The organism is Rothia endophytica, from assembly GCF_928381505.1.
In the GTDB taxonomy this organism is placed as follows: Bacteria; Actinomycetota; Actinomycetes; order Actinomycetales; family Micrococcaceae; genus Rothia; species Rothia endophytica_A.
The window spans coordinates 13,343-29,011 of record NZ_CAKMSJ010000001.1 but is presented as its reverse complement, the minus strand read 5'-3'; the positions used below and the strand labels follow the sequence as shown (position 1 = coordinate 29,011).

Annotated in this window: 17 protein-coding genes and 1 other RNA gene; 10 read left to right on the top strand and 8 right to left on the bottom strand. The window is 54.8% G+C overall.

Annotated features, from left to right (window positions below; all coding sequences use genetic code 11):
- The 7 genes from L6990_RS00140 to ssrA all read left to right on the top strand — a co-directional run bounded on the left by L6990_RS00140 (nucleotide 1) and on the right by ssrA (nucleotide 4,240).
- The gene (locus L6990_RS00140; protein ID WP_237202060.1) at nucleotides 1-381 is read left to right on the top strand and encodes a TadE/TadG family type IV pilus assembly protein; all 381 of its coding nucleotides are present in this window, start codon (nucleotides 1-3) and stop codon (nucleotides 379-381) included.
- Entirely contained in the window at nucleotides 362-862 is a 501-nt protein-coding gene (locus L6990_RS00135) for a hypothetical protein (RefSeq protein ID WP_237202059.1), read from the top strand. Before L6990_RS00140 ends, L6990_RS00135 begins: the two co-directional genes overlap by 20 nt.
- Nucleotides 863-891: 29 nt before the next feature.
- Entirely contained in the window at nucleotides 892-1,359 is a 468-nt protein-coding gene (locus L6990_RS00130; protein ID WP_237202058.1) for a pilus assembly protein TadG-related protein, read from the top strand.
- 93 nt (nucleotides 1,360-1,452) lie between these two features.
- Nucleotides 1,453-2,577: a peptide chain release factor 2 gene (gene prfB / locus L6990_RS00125; RefSeq protein WP_237202057.1), complete on the top strand. Its 1,125-nt coding sequence runs from the start codon at nucleotides 1,453-1,455 to the stop codon at nucleotides 2,575-2,577.
- A 2-nt stretch (nucleotides 2,578-2,579) separates the two neighbouring features.
- A complete protein-coding gene (gene smpB / locus L6990_RS00120; RefSeq protein WP_237202056.1) occupies nucleotides 2,580-3,068 on the top strand; it encodes an SsrA-binding protein SmpB in 489 nt (162 codons plus the stop codon).
- 29 nt (nucleotides 3,069-3,097) lie between these two features.
- A complete protein-coding gene (locus tag L6990_RS00115) occupies nucleotides 3,098-3,700 on the top strand; it encodes a DUF4190 domain-containing protein (RefSeq protein ID WP_237202055.1) in 603 nt (200 codons plus the stop codon).
- Nucleotides 3,701-3,864: 164 nt separating this feature from the next.
- Nucleotides 3,865-4,240, top strand: a transfer-messenger RNA (tmRNA) gene (gene ssrA, locus L6990_RS00110).
- A 100-nt stretch (nucleotides 4,241-4,340) separates the two neighbouring features.
- Here ssrA and L6990_RS00105 read toward each other — a convergent pair.
- On the bottom strand, nucleotides 4,341-4,733 hold the full coding sequence (locus L6990_RS00105) for a hypothetical protein (RefSeq protein WP_237202054.1): 393 nt from the start codon (nucleotides 4,731-4,733) through the stop codon (nucleotides 4,341-4,343).
- Nucleotides 4,734-4,949: 216 nt separating this feature from the next.
- Here L6990_RS00105 and L6990_RS00100 point away from each other — a divergent pair, with 216 nt between their 5' ends.
- On the top strand, nucleotides 4,950-5,447 hold the full coding sequence (locus L6990_RS00100) for a DUF4190 domain-containing protein (RefSeq protein WP_237202053.1): 498 nt from the start codon (nucleotides 4,950-4,952) through the stop codon (nucleotides 5,445-5,447).
- 39 nt (nucleotides 5,448-5,486) lie between these two features.
- Here L6990_RS00100 and hisN read toward each other — a convergent pair whose 3' ends face one another.
- The 4 genes from hisN to L6990_RS00080 all read right to left on the bottom strand — a co-directional run bounded on the left by hisN (nucleotide 5,487) and on the right by L6990_RS00080 (nucleotide 9,410).
- The gene (gene hisN, locus L6990_RS00095; protein ID WP_237202052.1) at nucleotides 5,487-6,287 is read right to left on the bottom strand and encodes a histidinol-phosphatase; all 801 of its coding nucleotides are present in this window, start codon (nucleotides 6,285-6,287) and stop codon (nucleotides 5,487-5,489) included.
- A gap of 9 nt (nucleotides 6,288-6,296) precedes the next feature.
- Nucleotides 6,297-7,385 (bottom strand): ribosome small subunit-dependent GTPase A, encoded by a 1,089-nt coding sequence (gene rsgA, locus L6990_RS00090; protein WP_237202051.1) that lies wholly within the window; start codon nucleotides 7,383-7,385, stop codon nucleotides 6,297-6,299.
- Nucleotides 7,385-8,719, bottom strand: coding sequence for a 3-phosphoshikimate 1-carboxyvinyltransferase (gene aroA / locus L6990_RS00085; protein WP_440480474.1), 1,335 nt, complete (start codon nucleotides 8,717-8,719; stop codon nucleotides 7,385-7,387). The genes rsgA and aroA overlap by 1 nt, the downstream gene beginning before the upstream one ends.
- Before the next feature lie 157 nt (nucleotides 8,720-8,876).
- Nucleotides 8,877-9,410, bottom strand: coding sequence for a DoxX family protein (locus L6990_RS00080; RefSeq protein ID WP_237202050.1), 534 nt, complete (start codon nucleotides 9,408-9,410; stop codon nucleotides 8,877-8,879).
- Between the two features lie 233 nt (nucleotides 9,411-9,643).
- Here L6990_RS00080 and L6990_RS00075 point away from each other — a divergent pair, with 233 nt between their 5' ends.
- On the top strand, nucleotides 9,644-10,279 hold the full coding sequence (locus tag L6990_RS00075; RefSeq protein WP_237202049.1) for a sigma-70 family RNA polymerase sigma factor: 636 nt from the start codon (nucleotides 9,644-9,646) through the stop codon (nucleotides 10,277-10,279).
- A 25-nt stretch (nucleotides 10,280-10,304) separates the two neighbouring features.
- Nucleotides 10,305-10,589, top strand: a complete 285-nt coding sequence (rsrA, locus tag L6990_RS00070) for a mycothiol system anti-sigma-R factor (protein WP_237202048.1) — start codon at nucleotides 10,305-10,307, stop codon at nucleotides 10,587-10,589.
- A gap of 64 nt (nucleotides 10,590-10,653) precedes the next feature.
- Here rsrA and L6990_RS12045 read toward each other — a convergent pair whose 3' ends face one another.
- The 3 genes from L6990_RS12045 to L6990_RS00060 all read right to left on the bottom strand — a co-directional run bounded on the left by L6990_RS12045 (nucleotide 10,654) and on the right by L6990_RS00060 (nucleotide 15,433).
- Nucleotides 10,654-10,728 carry a 50S ribosomal protein bL37 gene (locus L6990_RS12045; RefSeq protein ID WP_369796768.1) on the bottom strand — a complete coding sequence of 25 codons (75 nt, stop codon included), beginning with the start codon at nucleotides 10,726-10,728 and terminating at the stop codon, nucleotides 10,654-10,656.
- A gap of 171 nt (nucleotides 10,729-10,899) precedes the next feature.
- A complete protein-coding gene (locus L6990_RS00065) occupies nucleotides 10,900-11,499 on the bottom strand; it encodes a GDSL-type esterase/lipase family protein (RefSeq protein WP_237202047.1) in 600 nt (199 codons plus the stop codon).
- 181 nt (nucleotides 11,500-11,680) lie between these two features.
- On the bottom strand, nucleotides 11,681-15,433 hold the full coding sequence (locus L6990_RS00060) for a multifunctional oxoglutarate decarboxylase/oxoglutarate dehydrogenase thiamine pyrophosphate-binding subunit/dihydrolipoyllysine-residue succinyltransferase subunit (protein WP_237202046.1): 3,753 nt from the start codon (nucleotides 15,431-15,433) through the stop codon (nucleotides 11,681-11,683).
- Between the last annotated feature and the right edge of the window lie 236 nt (nucleotides 15,434-15,669).

Below are 15,669 nucleotides of genomic sequence, written 5' to 3'. Positions count from 1 at the left end.
ATGATTCGCGAGGATCTTCAAAGAGGTAACGCTACCGCCGAGTTCGTCATGGTTTCGGCTATGGTGGTCTTACTCTTTTTGGGCGTCCTACAAATAGCGTTTGCTATGTTCACAAAAAATGTGGTGCAGGACGCCGCCTCGCAAGGCGCTCGGTACGGAGCGCTACTTGATCGACAGCCAGAAGATGGTGGCGCTAGAGCTACAGAGCTCCTATACAGTGTTCTGCCGGACTCCTACCAAGCAGATGTCACCACAGGAATTACTGACTGGCAGGGCGTACCTGCTGTTGAGGTACGTATTCAAGCACCTGTTCCCTTACTAGGTCCTTTTGGTTTTATCACTTCCTGGGAGGTGACCGGCCATGCCGTGGTTCAGCAGTGACGTGGCCAGGCTGATCAAACGCGCAGAATCTACTGGAGCTAAGGGGCAACCCTATGAACTGCCCTCTGCAGCGGTGGACCATCACGAAAGTGGAAATGCTCTGATTGAGTTCATAGTGCTGGGTACCATGCTAATGCTACCCACCATGTATTTTCTCATCTCCGTTTTCGCTCTCCAGTCTGGAGCTTTTGCAGCTTCCAATGCTAGTCAGCAGTCTCTTCAGTATTTGCAACAGGTGCAACCTGGCCTAAGAGGTCAGGGCGCTGCCCAATCAATTGCTGAGCGGGCGGCCAGTGACTACGGCGTGGACGCGAGCAAGGTCAGCACTCAGCTTGGGTGCGAAGATACCTGCGCCAACGGCGAGCGCCTAACGGTCAGTGTCTCAATCGAAGTGCAGTTGCCGCTTATACCCTGGCCAGGTGCCCCAACCATTGCAACGATGACTTCTCAAGCGATTAGCTGGGGAGGTCTCTACTCATAATGACTGCAGCCCGCCTAAAAGAAAGAACTTTGCTGACAAAGCCTAACAATAAAGTCACTGAAGACAGCGAGAAGGGCAGTATCCTACTGCTCATTGTGGGTCTCTGCCTCGTGCTTTTATTAGTAGCCTCCACGGTGGTGGCTGTGAGCTCAGTGTATCTGGAACGACACCGACTTCAGGCACTGGCCGATCAAAGTGCCAGCGCTGCTGCTCAGCGGGTAGAAGGCATCAGCTCTGCCGGAGCAGATGAGGCTGTGGCCCGGCTCAACCCTACAACGGTTAACTCAACGGTCCAAACCTTTATCGGGGAGAGCGGTGCAGCATCTGATTTTAATAATCTGGTCATTAACCCCGCTACAGGTGTTTCTAATTCCAATACTGCTGTAGTGGTACTGAACTCAACAGCCCACCCGCCCTTGCTGTCGGTGGTGGTTCCTGATGGCGTCCTCATCACCGTTACCGGTAGAGCCCGCGTTCAGACCACCCAGCAACAGTAGGGAAAACCTCCCCGCTGCTCTACTTTCTGCCCTTGAGTAAAACGTCGGTTAGAAACTCACAGAGCTTATGAATTTCAGATAGGCTTAATACCCATGGCATCCACAGACTTTTCAGCTGAAATCAGAGAACTTCGATCAACCTACACTTCTATCGCAGAGGTAAGCGACATCGAGGGTATGCGTCGTGCCATTGAAGAGCTTTCAGAACAAGCCGGTGCCCCCGAGCTTTGGGATGACCCTGAGAACGCCCAAAAAGTAACATCATCGCTCTCTCATAAACAAGCGGACCTAGCCCGCCTCCTCAAACTTGAAGAAGCGCTAGATGACCTTGAGATCATGGTTGAGCTCAGCGAAGAAGACAGCGATGCTGAAGCACTTGCAGATGCCGAAAAAGAGCTAGGCACTATTCGTGCCAAGCTGGCTGAGCTTGAAGTACTAACCCTGCTCTCTGGGGAGTACGACCAGCGTGATGCTGTAGTTACGATCCGCGCCGGCGCCGGTGGTGTTGATGCAGCTGACTTCGCTGAAATGCTACTGCGGATGTACACCCGCTGGGCTGAACGCAACGGGTTCGATGTTAGCATCTTGGATACCTCCTATGCTGAAGAAGCCGGACTCAAATCAGCGACCTTCGAGGTCAAAGCCCCCTTCGCCTTCGGACGTCTCTCTGTTGAAGCTGGTACACACCGGCTTGTTCGTATCTCACCCTTCAATAGCCAAGGGAAACGAATGACCAGTTTTGCGGCAGTTGAGGTCATACCCCTCATTGAGCAGACTGACCACGTAGATATCCCTGAGAACGAGTTAAAAATTGATGTGTTTAGGTCATCTGGACCAGGTGGTCAGTCAGTTAACACTACTGACTCAGCGGTTCGCATGACGCATATTCCCACCGGAATAGTTGTCTCGATGCAAAATGAAAAGTCTCAGATTCAAAACCGGGCAGCGGCCCTAAGAGTGCTTCAATCACGGCTCTTACTACTCCAAAAAGAGCAAGAAGACGCCCGGAAGAAAGAACTCGCCGGCGATGTTAAGGCAAGCTGGGGCGATCAAATGCGTTCATACGTACTAAACCCCTACCAGATGGTTAAAGATCTACGCACTAACCATGAGGAAGGCAACCCCAGCGCCGTCTTTGACGGAGGGTTGGATAGCTTTATTGATGCTGGGGTACGATGGCGAGCTGCTGCGCGAGCTGAAAGAAAAGACGAAGAGTAAGAATGGCTAAGAAAAAACCCGTTAAGGCTGACCCAAATAATAGTACCGTCGCCTCCAACCGCCGGGCTCGGCACAATTACAACATCATCGAAACGTGGGAGGCCGGCTTGGTGCTCCTAGGTACAGAGGTCAAATCCCTGCGAGATGGTGGAGCATCCCTGACCGATGGTTTCTGCCAGATGTACGGCGATGAACTATGGCTTGAGAATATCCATATCGCAGAGTATGGCCGCGGTTCATGGACTAACCATGCAGCCCGCCGCCGGCGTAAACTGCTGTTGCACCGCAGTGAACTTAATAGAATTGCCCAGAAACTACGCGAAAGTGGCTACACAGTAGTGCCGCTCAAGCTTTATTTCACGAAGGGTAAAGCCAAGGTAGAAATCGCGCTAGTCACCGGTAAACGCGATTACGATAAGCGCCAAGCACTTCGTGAGCGACAGGATAACCTTGAAGCTCACAGGGCTATGCGCTATAAGAACCTTGGCTAAGACACAACCAAACACTCAAGGAGTAAACAATGACCACCGGCAATAACAACGAAAATCCTTACGGCGAATACGTACCCGGGCAGTACTCTGCTGCAGGAAACAAGGACGGCCAGCCTGAGTCAACTAGCCAGGCTGGATCACAGGCAGCTGCTGATAGCACCCCAACTGACTATTCAACAAATGCCCCTTCCTACAACGGAACTCAGCAGCAAGGCTACAACCAGCCTGCCACTGACTACTCACAGGGCTACCAGCAGCCAACCTACGGAGCTAACGGTTACAACACTTACCAGCAGCCTAAGCCGAAGGGCCTGGCTATTGCAGCGCTGGTGCTAGGTATTCTTGCCTTCCTCAGCGGCTGGACCGTTATTGGTGGTACTTTTGGCCTGATTGGTCTGATTCTTGGTATCGTGGCTCTGGTAAAAGCTAACAAGGGGCAGGCAGACGGTAAGGGCATGGCTATTACCGGCATCGTCCTCAGCACTCTGGGCATCATCGCCGCTATCGCTATGGGCGTTTTCTTTGGCTGGGTAGGTAGTGCTGCTTTTGAATGTGCTGATTACACTGATGATCAGGTTGCATTTGAGCAGTGCGTCGATCAGCAGATGGGAATTAGCACCTCCAATAAATAACCCAGGTGGTCTTTCAGACGGTTCGCTTGCCTTCTACCTTTACACGGGTAGAGGGCAAGTGTAAACTGGGATATCCGAGTAATTACGGGCTGGCATTTTCACACGAGTACATCTCGAGAGGCTGCTGGATAACGTTTTATTCGGGTTCTTTGATAAAAGAATATGGGGATGATCGGTTTCGACGATGTGAGTTGAAATGGATGAAGCGTGCCGAGGACGCAGGGTTATCTCGTTAACGCCCTCTGCAAAAAAATAAGTGCAGAATCTAAGCGCACTGACTTCGCACTCGCTGCCTAATTAACCCAGCGATGCAGTCTGGTAGCCTGAGCATGCCTTTGGCTCAGTTCCTACCATCAGTTTAAAAGGCCACTGCTGTTTGCTTTGTTCACAGGAGTAAACGGGACTTTTATGTGGATAGGTTAGGCCCTGTAAGTGTTTGCGCAAGCAGGGTAGCCGAAAACACCGCTTTCACAAACTGCGCACGGAGAAGACCCGTTGACGCCATATCGGACCGGGGTTCGATTCCCCGCATCTCCACAGACAGCCTCCTGTCCCTTGAAATATAGGGGCAGGGGGCATTTTTGTGCCCGAAAAATACACAGACAGGCAGACAGCCTCGAACAGAAAAACCTGTGTGGATCTAGTTAGCAGCCTCGCCGACTTCCTGAACCCACACACGCCAATTAGCGCCCAAGAGCTCATCCACGAGTTGGCGAGTGCCCTCATCGACCATCTCGGGAGGGTAAACATCTCGGTGCGCCAGCATTCGATAGGAAGAAACAATCAATGTTCTGAGCCTCGTATTAAAAATCATGCCCTTGGTTACTGCCGGGTCGTCGTTGAGAGCGCTCACAACCCTAAAGGCGAGCCGCGAAGCACATTTGTGTGCCCCAGAACTCCTCGCGGCACCAGCCCCCTCTGCGGCAAATGCAGAAACGTAGGCATCCTGTTCACCGCTGGTGCGATCGAATCGGACGCTGAGCAAATCCTCGGTTTTAGCGCCAGTTAGAGCGAGTTCAAATGTTTTCAACACTGGGTCGTCAGAAGGGTGTTTGAACGCCATAAGATTGAGTTTATCAGCCGAGTCACGGGTTACTGGCGGAGATTTTCTTATCCACCTCGCTGAGCACGGTGGCTTTGCACCTGGTACTTGAGTGAACTGATAACCTAGCCTATAGAGACTTAGAGAACGTACAAGAGCGGAAAGCGAGAAGCCGTGACCCAGATTCAGCAGCCACCGAGAGCGCCCATGGCTGGAGCGCCCGGCGTTCAGCCTTACTCTGGGCCACCACAGGCTGCCCCCTATGATCTTTCGACCCCCGGCGAACCCGAAGCCTACCGTGTTCCAGTAGCCTACCGCCGCCCCTACGGCCAAGTAACCCGCGATAAGCGCGGGCGCGCTTACTTCACCGCATTTATGTCAGTCATGTGCGCCGCTGCCGCCTATATGACGGTTTTTCTTGCCGGCGGCTTGGCACTACTGGCTATGATTCCCGCAGTCACAGCACTAGTTCTTGGAATTGTAGCCCTGCGGCAAAAGTCCGCCGGTCAAAGAACACAGTTCACCGGCAGAACAAGCGGAATGGCCTGGGGCGGTATCATCGCCGGAGCTCTTTGTGTTCCCCTAGCTATTGGCATGCTGCTGGTGACCTCTTGGTTCATGAGCGTCGCCGAGCAAGCTAACTGCGAGGTCTTATATTCTGGTAATGAAGAGGCAATCGCAGAATGCGTCGCTGAGAATTCTTAATAAAGAAACTGCCGGGGCAAGTTGCCCCGGCAGTGTTCTTTAAGCAATGGTTTTTTCGGTTCCTAGGTAGTTCAGAACGTCCTGGTGAAGTTTTCCATTGGAGGCAAGGGCGTTACCTCCGTGGGGGCCGTCTACTCCTGCTAGAGAGGTGAAGGTTCCGCCTGCCTCTTTGATAATGGGCACAAGAGCAGCCATATCGTGAAGGTTTAGCTCTGGTTCAGCAGCGAAGTCAACGGAACCTTCAGCGACCATGCAGTAGGACCAGAAGTCACCGTAGGCACGCGTCCGCCATACCTTATCGGTAAGGTCGATCAAGCTGTCCCGCAGACCCAGTTCTTTCCAGCCGCTGAGCGATGAATAAGAAAAAGAAGCGTCCTCTAGCCGGTTAACCGCTGAAACGCTGATACGTTTTGCCTTGGCAAGTGAGCGGCCGGTATAGGCACCCGTGCCCTCTGCAGCCCACCAGCGTCGTTGCAATGCCGGTGCGGAAACCACACCTACCACCGGTTTGCCGTGCTCCAACAGAGCAATGAGGGTAGCCCAGACCGGGACGCCGCGTACAAAGTTTTTGGTTCCGTCAATAGGATCGATAACCCACTGACGAGGGGAAGTGCCGGTGGAACCAAATTCTTCGCCTAATACCGAGTCACGGGTGCGCACCCGTGAGAGCTGAGAGCGGATGAGCTGTTCTGCTTCACGGTCAGCGTCTGTGACGGGGGTGAGGTCTGGCTTGGTCTCAACTGTAAAATCATGGGCGTTGAATTTAGTCAGGGTCAGCCGGTCAACGGTATCCGCCATAATGTGCGCCAGGCGCAGGTCATCGGTGTGGTTAGTATTCATAGTTGCTCGTTAGTGTTCTAAATTGCCAAGTTCTTTTTCGGTATCGCCTTCTTGCTCATCTACCCGTAGCAGTTTGCGGAGCGATTCGAGACGTTCTGTGCCGGCTTCTCCGGCGAGACCTGCCTCCACGTAGGCTTGAAGGCCACAGTTAGGGGCGGTAAGAGAGTGAGTACAGCCCTTGGAGCAGTCTAACGCGCCGGGAGCTAGGTCGGTAAAAGCTGATACCAGGTTTTCAACGGGTACGTGAGCCAGCCCGAAGGAACGGATTCCGGGGGTATCAATAATCCAGGTACCGGCTTTACTGTCTCGGGGCTGCAGAGCCAGAGCTGAAGAGGACGTATGCCGGCCTCTACCCGTCACCGCGTTGACGTGCCCCGTGGCTCGCTCAGCGCCGGTCAGCGCATTGACGAGGGTTGATTTACCCACACCTGAGTGGCCCAGAAGCACCGAGACTGACCCGTCCAAAATGGTGTGGAGCTGTTCAACCAGAGACACATCTAGCCCCTCGGAGCCCTGTTCACTGGGTGCCCTGCCGTCCGCTGCCTTGGAGAGCAGGATGGTCAGGTCAACATCCCGGTAGTAATCCAGCAACCACTGGGGGTGCTTAAGATCGGTTTTGGTGATACAGAGAATGGGCTTAAGACCGGCATCAAAGGCAGCTACCAGGGACCGGTCGATGAACCCTGTGCGCGGTTCAGGGTTTTCGGCGGCTACCACGATAACTAGGTAGTCAGCGTTGGCAACTACAACACGCTCGACCGGATCGGTATCGTCGGCACTTCGGCGAAGGAGGTTGGCGCGTTCTTCGATGCGGATGAGACGGGCCAGTGTATCGGGTTTGCCGCTGATATCGCCTACAAGCCCCACCTTGTCTCCAGCAACGATGGGGGAGCGGCGCAGTTCCTTAGCGCGGACTGCTGTGACTGCGCGTTCCTGATCGGTTCCTTCATCTACTACCGCTGTGTAGCGGCCCCGGTCCACGGTAATAATTCTGCCAATGGTGGCCTCTTTATAGGCAGGGCGATCCTTGGTACGGGGGCGTGAGCCTTTTTTGTTGGGGCGAATCTTGACATCGCTTTCATCCCAGTGACGGCGCATTACTGAGCCTCCTTCCACTGGTCCAGCATGTTCTGCCATAAACCGGTAAACCCCGGTAGGGTCTTGGCTGTGGTCTCTACATTTTCCACCACGACGCCGGGAACCTGCAGCCCGATAACGGCTGCTGCAGTCGCCATACGGTGGTCATCGTAGGTTCTGAAGAAATCACCGTGCTGCACCGGTGCCTCAATGCGAATGCCGTCAGCAGTTTCTTGAGCCTGACCGCCAAGCCTATTAATCTCTTGGGTAAGAGCGGCTAACCGATCTGTCTCGTGGCCTCGAAGGTGGGCAATACCCGAAAGGACGCTGGGGGTGCTGGCTAGGGCGCAGATAGCGGCAACGGTCGGCGCTAATTCGCCGGCTTCTGATAAATCCCGTGTCAGGCCGGGGTACTGGGAGGAGGCTCCCGCAGCAGGGCCAGTTACGGTTAGCTCACTATCCGCAAGGGTTACAGCGGCACCGAAGGCCGGGAGAATCTCAAGCCAGTGATTACCGCCCTGAGTTGTTTCTTGCGGCCAGCGGGGAATGACAACGGTATTACCGGTGACTACGGCAGCTGCCAGGAAGGGGCCAGCATTTGAGAGGTCGGGTTCTATCGTCACCTCAAAGCCAGGGAACCGGGAGGCTGCAACCTGCCAGGTGTTCTGGCCATCGTAAGAAACGTCAATGCCCACCTGGCGCATGGTCTCGAGAGTCATTTCGACGTGCGGCATGGAAGGAATAGGTGAGCCTATATGGCGAAGAGTCAGGCCGTTTTCAAAACGGCAGGCAGCTAGCAGGACGGCTGAAGCAAACTGAGATGAAGCGGAAGCATCGATTTCTAGCTCGCTGGCAACAATCGAACCATCACTGACAACGGTAAAAGGAAGTGCACCTAAACCGGCATCTTCCACCTGGACACCCAGGGCACGAAGCGAATCGATAACGGGGCCCATAGGACGCTGACGGGCATGGGGGTCCCCATCGAAAGCAAAAGAGCCTGAAAGCAGAGCCGCAACCGGTGGAACGAACCGCATCACGGTTCCTGCCAGACCAACATCAATTGAAACCGAGCGTTCAGGAGCCGAAAAATCAATGGGGTGAACCCTAAGATCAGGCCCAAAAGGGGAGTTTGTTGGAATCTCTTCGAATCTGGCACCAAGCTGGGTAAGAGCTTGGACCATGAGCTGAGAATCCCGAGAATGCAGGGGCGCGTGAATCAAGGAAGGGGTTTCAGCTAGAGCGGCTAGAAGTAGATAGCGATTGGTCAGGGACTTAGATCCCGGAATCTCCACCAGAGCTGAGGTACCTGCGGCTCCACTCAGAGTTGGTGCCTCCCAGTTGCCAGATGCCATCGCTGAATTATTCACGCTCACTACGCCAATACCTGCTTCCGTTCTACTTCGTTTCACAGTGTACTCACCATTTTAGAGCCCCTCGATAGACAGCCGAAAACCCCGCACCGATAGGGTACGGGGTTTCTCGAACTATGAACGCCTAGATGAGCCTTCGTTAGGAGGCAAAGAGGCTCTCAACCTTCTTATGGGCATCGTTGCTGGCATCCTTAACGTCACCAGCCAGCTGCGATGATTTCTTAGCTACCTGCTGACCTAGCTTGTTCGCACGCCAGGCAAGCGAGGGGTTACCATCGGTGTCTACTGAAGCGATAGCTACAGCACCCAGCAGCGATGCGTTACGGACGGTTGACTGGCGGCGGGCTGACTTTTGCTCTGCAGTCTGAGCCTCAGAAGCCTGGTGCTCAACGTAGGCATTGATCGCGCCAGTAACGAGCAGGACAGTCGATGAGAAACGCGGTAGCTTACCGAGAGCAAATAGGGTGCCAGCAGCAACCTGTGAACCTGCTAAAGCCTGACCGACCAGCTTCTCCTGACCTTCAAGTGCACGAAGCTGAGGTGCGGCCTTGCTCGCTAGGCCGATTGCCTTGGACAGGTGCTTAGTTGAATCTGGGTCACGCAAACGTTCTACCCCTGAAACAATAAAGCTTGAAGCCAACATAGGGCGAGCCAAACGGCGTACCAGTGACATGAGTTCCTCCTCATTGGGATGCTTTTCCCTCGCGCGGGAATCGGCAGTTTCTACCTATCACTAAGCTTACATAATAAATACATCTCACCGGTGCGCTCTGCAAAACATCTACTGAAAAAACAGCGTCTGGGAATAAAAGCTATCTGCAGTCCCTTGAACCTGATAGGACGTTCGTGCCACAACGTCCTCACCGGTAGAGTTGAAAATCAGCGAAAGAAGACAATTGGAGGGCAATGACCACCACAACCTCACCCGTGGCAGGCAGACCTGAAGCTGCGGAAGGTGCCTCCAGCGGCGCACCGGAAACCGACGCTGAACGAAAGCTACGTTTTGAGCGCGAAGCATTGCAGTACGTAGACCAGCTCTACGCTGCAGCACTGCGCATGGCCCGCAACCCCGCGGATGCTGAAGACCTGGTACAAGAGGCCTATATGAAAGCCTTTTCAGCCTTTCATCAGTACAAGCCCGGGACCAACTTGAAAGCCTGGCTTTACCGCATTCTGACGAATACCTACATCAATGTCTACCGCAAGCGGCAACGTGAACCGCAGCAAGCGAATACTGACACTGTAGAAGATTGGCAATTGGCTCAAGCCGGAGCACACGATTCCAAGGGCCTAGAATCAGCCGAAACAGAGGCCCTGTCTCATTTACCTGACTCCAATATCAAAGAGGCCCTGCAAGCCATCCCAGAGGATTTCCGCATGGCAGTCTACTACTCAGATGTTGAAGGGTTCTCCTATAAGGAAATCTCAGAGATCATGGACACCCCTATCGGAACGGTGATGTCCAGGCTTCACCGGGGGCGTAAGCTCCTACGAGATTTATTGTCCGACTACGCCACTGACCGCGGTATCACCGGTATCTAAATAAGACTAAGGAAAGGAGCGTCAAATGAATGAGACCCGCACCAACACCGCAGACAAGCCTTGCGCTGAACGACTCGCCAGTATTTACGAATACCTTGATGACCCCATCAGCTGCCAGGATTTAGAAGAACTGCAAGCACACCTGGCGGAATGTAGTCACTGCGCTAAAGAATATGATCTTGAGTGCATCATCCGGCAAGCGATACGCCGAACCTGCACTGAGACAGCCCCCACCAGCCTCACCTCTAAAATCCGGGCTCGCATAGATGAGCTTCACGCTGAAGGTCACCACGAAAGCCCTAGTGCTTAGCCGCATGAGGTAAATTTGCCCATGAAAGAGGGCCCTCACCGAAGTGAGGGCCCTCTTTTTAGCCTTATGAATTAGGGCGCTTACCGTGGTTCGCGCCGTTCTTACGGCGATCCTTACGCTTACGACCGCGCTTGCTCATATGAGCCTCCTTGATAAAGGTCAAACTGCAGTACCGGAGTAGTGCAGCTAATGGTCGGTAGCACCATTAAATGGCACTTCTGCCTATTCTCGCATATCTTGGCACGCTTTGCATTCTCACGAGCATGGTTGGGAACGTGAGCTGGGCGAAAGGAGTGCCTGAATCCAGTGTTTAAACAGGTTCTGAAATCTGCAACCAGTTGTACCAGCCGCGGTGCAACACCAGCCATGCGATGAGGCCGTAGCCCGACTGGCCAGGGCGCCCGTCATTAGCGGCTAGATCGTTGCGCCACTGCTCGTGATGCAGAAGCGGGTTGAAGGTATCAACGTAGACATGATTACGGCGGGTAACCACATCCGCGTAAGCTGCTGAAAGGTCAGCAATTTTGCGGTTACGCTCTGCATCGAGTGTGGGGGGCGGGCCCACAACAAGAACCTTGATGTTATTCTGGGATGCCATATCCACCATGTTGGCAAGGTTGAGGCGTGAGCGGGCACTGGTCATACCCAAATCAATGTCATAGCTAGAAGGCGCAATGACCAGACGGTTTTCATGCCCCTGCGCGAAACGACGAGATGCCTCTTCAAACCAGCGGTTGTTGAGCATCTCGCTACCTTCACCAGGAGCAGCCAGATTGTAAGCAGCAATCGAAGCTGAGGTCTGAGGGGTGCGCGCCATGACTCGACCGAACCACCCGAGGGTGCGGGGATCCCCGACGCCTGCGAGCAGATCATCGCCAACGGCTACAAGACGAATTTTTCGCTGATCCACGTGTATCTTTCTGGTCAGTTGGCGCCTAGCGGCACCGCTGTGAATATGTACAGTTCTTACCAAGTCTAAACCCTCCTGCACCTTCAGTGCACACCGTGACATCACTCAACACTGCACAAGAGACAGAAAACGGGCGGCCAACTCATAAAGGCTGGCCGCCCGTCCTCTGATTTGCCTGGCTTTAGCGGTCGAAGACCTCTGAAATGAGGTTGTCGAGCTCGCGCTGGTGGCGCTTACCGGTACCAGCCGCGGGGGAAGCCGCGGCAGGACGCGAGATAAGACGCATCTTGTAATCCACCTGAGGCATGAGGTTCAGCGCCATGAAAGGCCACTGACCTTGGTTGGCAGGTTCATCCTGCGCCCAGACAACCTCTGCGTTGGGGTAGTTTGCAATCTGTTCTTTAATCTCTGCTACCGGTAGCGGGTAGAGCTGCTCTACGCGTACCAGAGCGGTGCTCTGGTCCTTACGCTTGGCTCGTTCTGCTTCCAGATCGTAGTAGAGGCGGCCCGAAACGAAGACCAGGTTAGTTACCTCGTTCGGGGACAGGTTTGCCTGATCCTCAATCACGGGCTTGAAGCTGCCCTCAGTGAAATCTTCCACAGACGAAGCCGCTGCCTTGAGACGCAGAAGCTGCTTAGGAGTGATCACAATAAGGGGCTTGTGGGGGCGTGAGTGTGCCTGACGGCGCAACAGATGGAAGTAGGATGCTGGGGTGGAAGGCACAGCTACCGTCATGTTGTTCTCTGCACACAGCTGCAGGTAACGCTCCATGCGTGCAGATGAGTGGTCAGGGCCCTGGCCCTCAAAGCCGTGGGGGAGGAGCAGCACTAGGGATGAGCGCTGAGCCCACTTCTGCTCTGCCGATGAGATGAACTCATCAACGATGGTCTGCGCACCATTGGCGAAGTCACCGAACTGAGCTTCCCAGAGCACCAATGAGTCGGGACGTTCAACGGAGTAGCCGTACTCGAAGCCCATCACACCGTATTCCGAGAGGAAGGAGTTGTAGATGGCGTACTTACCCTGGGTGGGTGAGAGGTTCTGCAGCGGGTTCCACTCTTCATCGGTCACGCTATCGTGCAGGACAGAGTGACGCTGCACGAAGGTGCCGCGCTGGACGTCCTGACCGGTCAAACGCACGTTCTTACCTTCAAGAAGCAGGGAAGCAAAGGCAGCAAGCTCACCAAAGCCCCAGTTGATGCCACCTTCAGTAGACATGGCTACGCGCTGTTCAAGGAGCTTCTTAAGCTTCTTGTGCACGGTAAAGCCTTCAGGAGCATTGCTGAAAGCCTGACCGATCTGTGCGAGAACTTCAGGTGAAATTGCCGTCGAACCGGCCACCTGCACGGAGTCTTCATTCTGCTGGGCAGCAGGGCGCTCAATGTTTGAAACAGCAGCGGCGTCAGCGGTCACTAGGGGAGCAGAAGAGGACTGAGCCTCGTGGGTCTCGGTAAAGATCTGCTCCAAGCGTCCCTGGTAGTCACGCAGTACGCGCTCAGCTTCTTCCTTGGTGATGTCACCACGGCCAACCAGAGCCTCGGTGTAAATCTTGCGGGTAGAGGGAAGCTGCTCAATCTGCTGGTACATCTTGGGCTGGGTCATCGAGGGATCATCGGCTTCGTTGTGACCGCGGCGGCGGTAGCACACCAGGTCAATGACGACATCCTTATTGAAGGCCTGGCGGTACTCAAAAGCGATGGCGCCTGCGCGGACGACAGCCTCGGGGTCATCTGCATTGACATGCAGCACCGGTGCCTGAACCATACGAGCGATATCGGTGGAATAGGTGGCTGTGCGTCCTTCACGGGGAGTGGTGGTGAAGCCAACCTGGTTGTTAACCACGATGTGAACGGTACCGCCGGTGGTGAAACCTTCTAGCTTGGACATCTGCAGGGTTTCCATGACGATGCCCTGGCCGGCAAAGGCCGCATCGCCGTGAACCAGGATGGGAAGAACGGGGTAGCCGCCCACACCCTGCTCAGCCAGAGTGTCCTGCTTAGCGCGGACGATGCCCTCAAGCACGGTGTTGACCGCTTCGAGGTGGGAGGGATTAGCTGCCAGGTAGACCTGAGTCTGGTTGCCGTTATGGGAGGTGAAGAGGCCTTCGGTGCCCAGGTGGTACTTCACATCGCCGGAGCCGCCGGTGAGGCGGGGGTCCATCTGGCCCTCGAACTCACGGAAAATCTGGGCGTAAGACTTACCGGCAATGTTGGTCAACACGTTGAGACGACCTCGGTGAGCCATGCCAATACCAACACCGTTGAGACCAGCGTCCGCTGCCTCGGAAATCACCGAATCCAGAAGAGGAATCAGGGATTCGCCGCCCTCCAGTGAGAAACGCTTCTGGCCCAGGTATTTGGTCTGCAAGAAGGTCTCGAAGGCCTCAGCAGCGTTGAGGGTGCCAAGAACACGGAACTGCTCATCACGGCTGGGCTTGGTGTAGCCGTGTTCCAGGCGCTCCTGGAACCAGGCACGCTCCGCTGGGGTTTCGATGTGCATGTACTCCACACCCAGAGTGCGGGTGTAGGCCTCACGCAGTAGCTCCAAGATGGTGCGTAGAGCCAGGGTTTCCTTCTCGCCGAAGCCACCGGTGGGCCAGTGGCGATCCAGATCCCAGAGAGTAAGGCCGTAGTTTTCTAGGCGAAGGTCGGGGTGGGAGAGCATCTCGTAGCCGATGGGGTTGGTCTGGGCGACCAGGTGACCGCGCACGCGGTAGGCGTGAATCAGCTGCTGGATGCGGGCAACCTTGGAGACCTCGGACTCAGGGTTAACCTGGTTATCACGGGCCCAGCGGACCGGCTCAAAGGGGATACGAAGATCCTGGAAAATCTGGTCGTAGAAGCCATCTCCACCCAAGAGGTAGTGCTCAACGATCTTGAGGAATTCACCCGAGCCAGCACCCTGAATGACGCGGTGATCATAGGTGGAGGTGAGAGTCAGAATCTTGGAGACGCCATTGCGGGCAACGACCTTCTCTGAGGTGCCGCGGTATTCAGCGGGGTAGTCCAAAGCACCTGCGCCGATGATCGCGGCTTGACCCTTTGAAAGGCGGGGGACCGAGTGAACGGTACCGATACCGCCGGGATTAGTCAGTGAAACAGTGGTGCCCTTGAAGTCTTCGACGCCCAGCTCACCGTTGCGCCCGCGCTTAACGATGTCGTTGTATTCATTCCAGAATTCTGAGAAGGAAAGCTTCTCAGCTCCCTTGATGTTGGGAACGACCAGGTTGCGGGAACCGTCAGGGCGAGGAAGGTCAATTGCCAGACCAAAGTTGACGTGAGCGTGCTGGATAGCAGCAGGCTTGCCCTTGGCGTCCTCGCCGTAACTGACATTCATGGAGGGGAAGTTCGCCAGGGCACGAATGATGGCGTACCCGATGATGTGGGTAAAGGAAACCTTGCCGCCACGAGTTCTGGTGAGGTAGCTGTTAATCTCAGTGCGGTTATCGATCAGAAGCTTGGCGGGAATAGCGCGCACCGTGGTGGCGGTGGGTACGCTCAGGGACTCATCCATATTGGTGGCTACAGCCTTAGCGGGGCCGCGAAGGGTGACGACCTTATGCTCTTCCGGTGCTTCTGGCGTCTTCGCAGACTTCTGAGAAGCTTCATTGGAGGGGGCAGGGGTGGGCTTTGCTGCCGGCTGCTTAGCGGCAGGCTTAGATTCCTGAGCCGCAGGAAGAACCGTTGAACCAGACTTTTCGGCCTTGGCTACGGTTTCTGGGCCGGGGGAAACAGTATCGGGTGTCTGCTCTGTAGAGGCTGACTTCTGATTGGTTTCAGAGCTAGCGCCGGTGCCAGCCCACTGATCAAAGAGGGGCCACCACTTTTCATCGACCGAGTTGCGGTCTGTCTCGAACTTCTCAAAGAGCTCTTCGACAAGCCATTCGTTACCCGCGAACTCTTCGGGTACTGTGCGCTCTGACTGGTTTGGCACTGGACTTACGCCTCTTCCATCTCTTGTGATTACTGTTAACGCACCGACTGGCGCGCCTGCGAGTTCATCGCACACTCCATTGGGTGCGTGATGTAACGCATATCTTTGTACAGTTTAGAAGCGATAAGGCCATACGTCCAACACAGCGAACAGTATGTGACACGTAGTGTGCAATATTTTCAGGTGAAAGCTTTGCCAACTTGGGGTCAAAATGACCCATAGGCTACCTTTGGGGT

Coding starts and splice junctions, on each gene's coding strand:
- L6990_RS00140 (WP_237202060.1), top strand. CDS start 1: ATGATTCGCGAGGATCTTCAAAGAGGTAACGCTACCGCCGAGTTCGTC.
- L6990_RS00135 (WP_237202059.1), top strand. CDS start 362: ATGCCGTGGTTCAGCAGTGACGTGGCCAGGCTGATCAAACGCGCAGAA.
- prfB (WP_237202057.1), top strand. CDS start 1,453: ATGGCATCCACAGACTTTTCAGCTGAAATCAGAGAACTTCGATCAACC.
- smpB (WP_237202056.1), top strand. CDS start 2,580: ATGGCTAAGAAAAAACCCGTTAAGGCTGACCCAAATAATAGTACCGTC.
- L6990_RS00115 (WP_237202055.1), top strand. CDS start 3,098: ATGACCACCGGCAATAACAACGAAAATCCTTACGGCGAATACGTACCC.
- L6990_RS00100 (WP_237202053.1), top strand. CDS start 4,950: ATGGCTGGAGCGCCCGGCGTTCAGCCTTACTCTGGGCCACCACAGGCT.
- hisN (WP_237202052.1), bottom strand. CDS start 6,287: ATGAATACTAACCACACCGATGACCTGCGCCTGGCGCACATTATGGCG.
- rsgA (WP_237202051.1), bottom strand. CDS start 7,385: ATGCGCCGTCACTGGGATGAAAGCGATGTCAAGATTCGCCCCAACAAA.
- aroA (WP_440480474.1), bottom strand. CDS start 8,719: ATGGCATCTGGCAACTGGGAGGCACCAACTCTGAGTGGAGCCGCAGGT.
- L6990_RS00080 (WP_237202050.1), bottom strand. CDS start 9,410: ATGTCACTGGTACGCCGTTTGGCTCGCCCTATGTTGGCTTCAAGCTTT.
- L6990_RS00075 (WP_237202049.1), top strand. CDS start 9,644: ATGACCACCACAACCTCACCCGTGGCAGGCAGACCTGAAGCTGCGGAA.
- rsrA (WP_237202048.1), top strand. CDS start 10,305: ATGAATGAGACCCGCACCAACACCGCAGACAAGCCTTGCGCTGAACGA.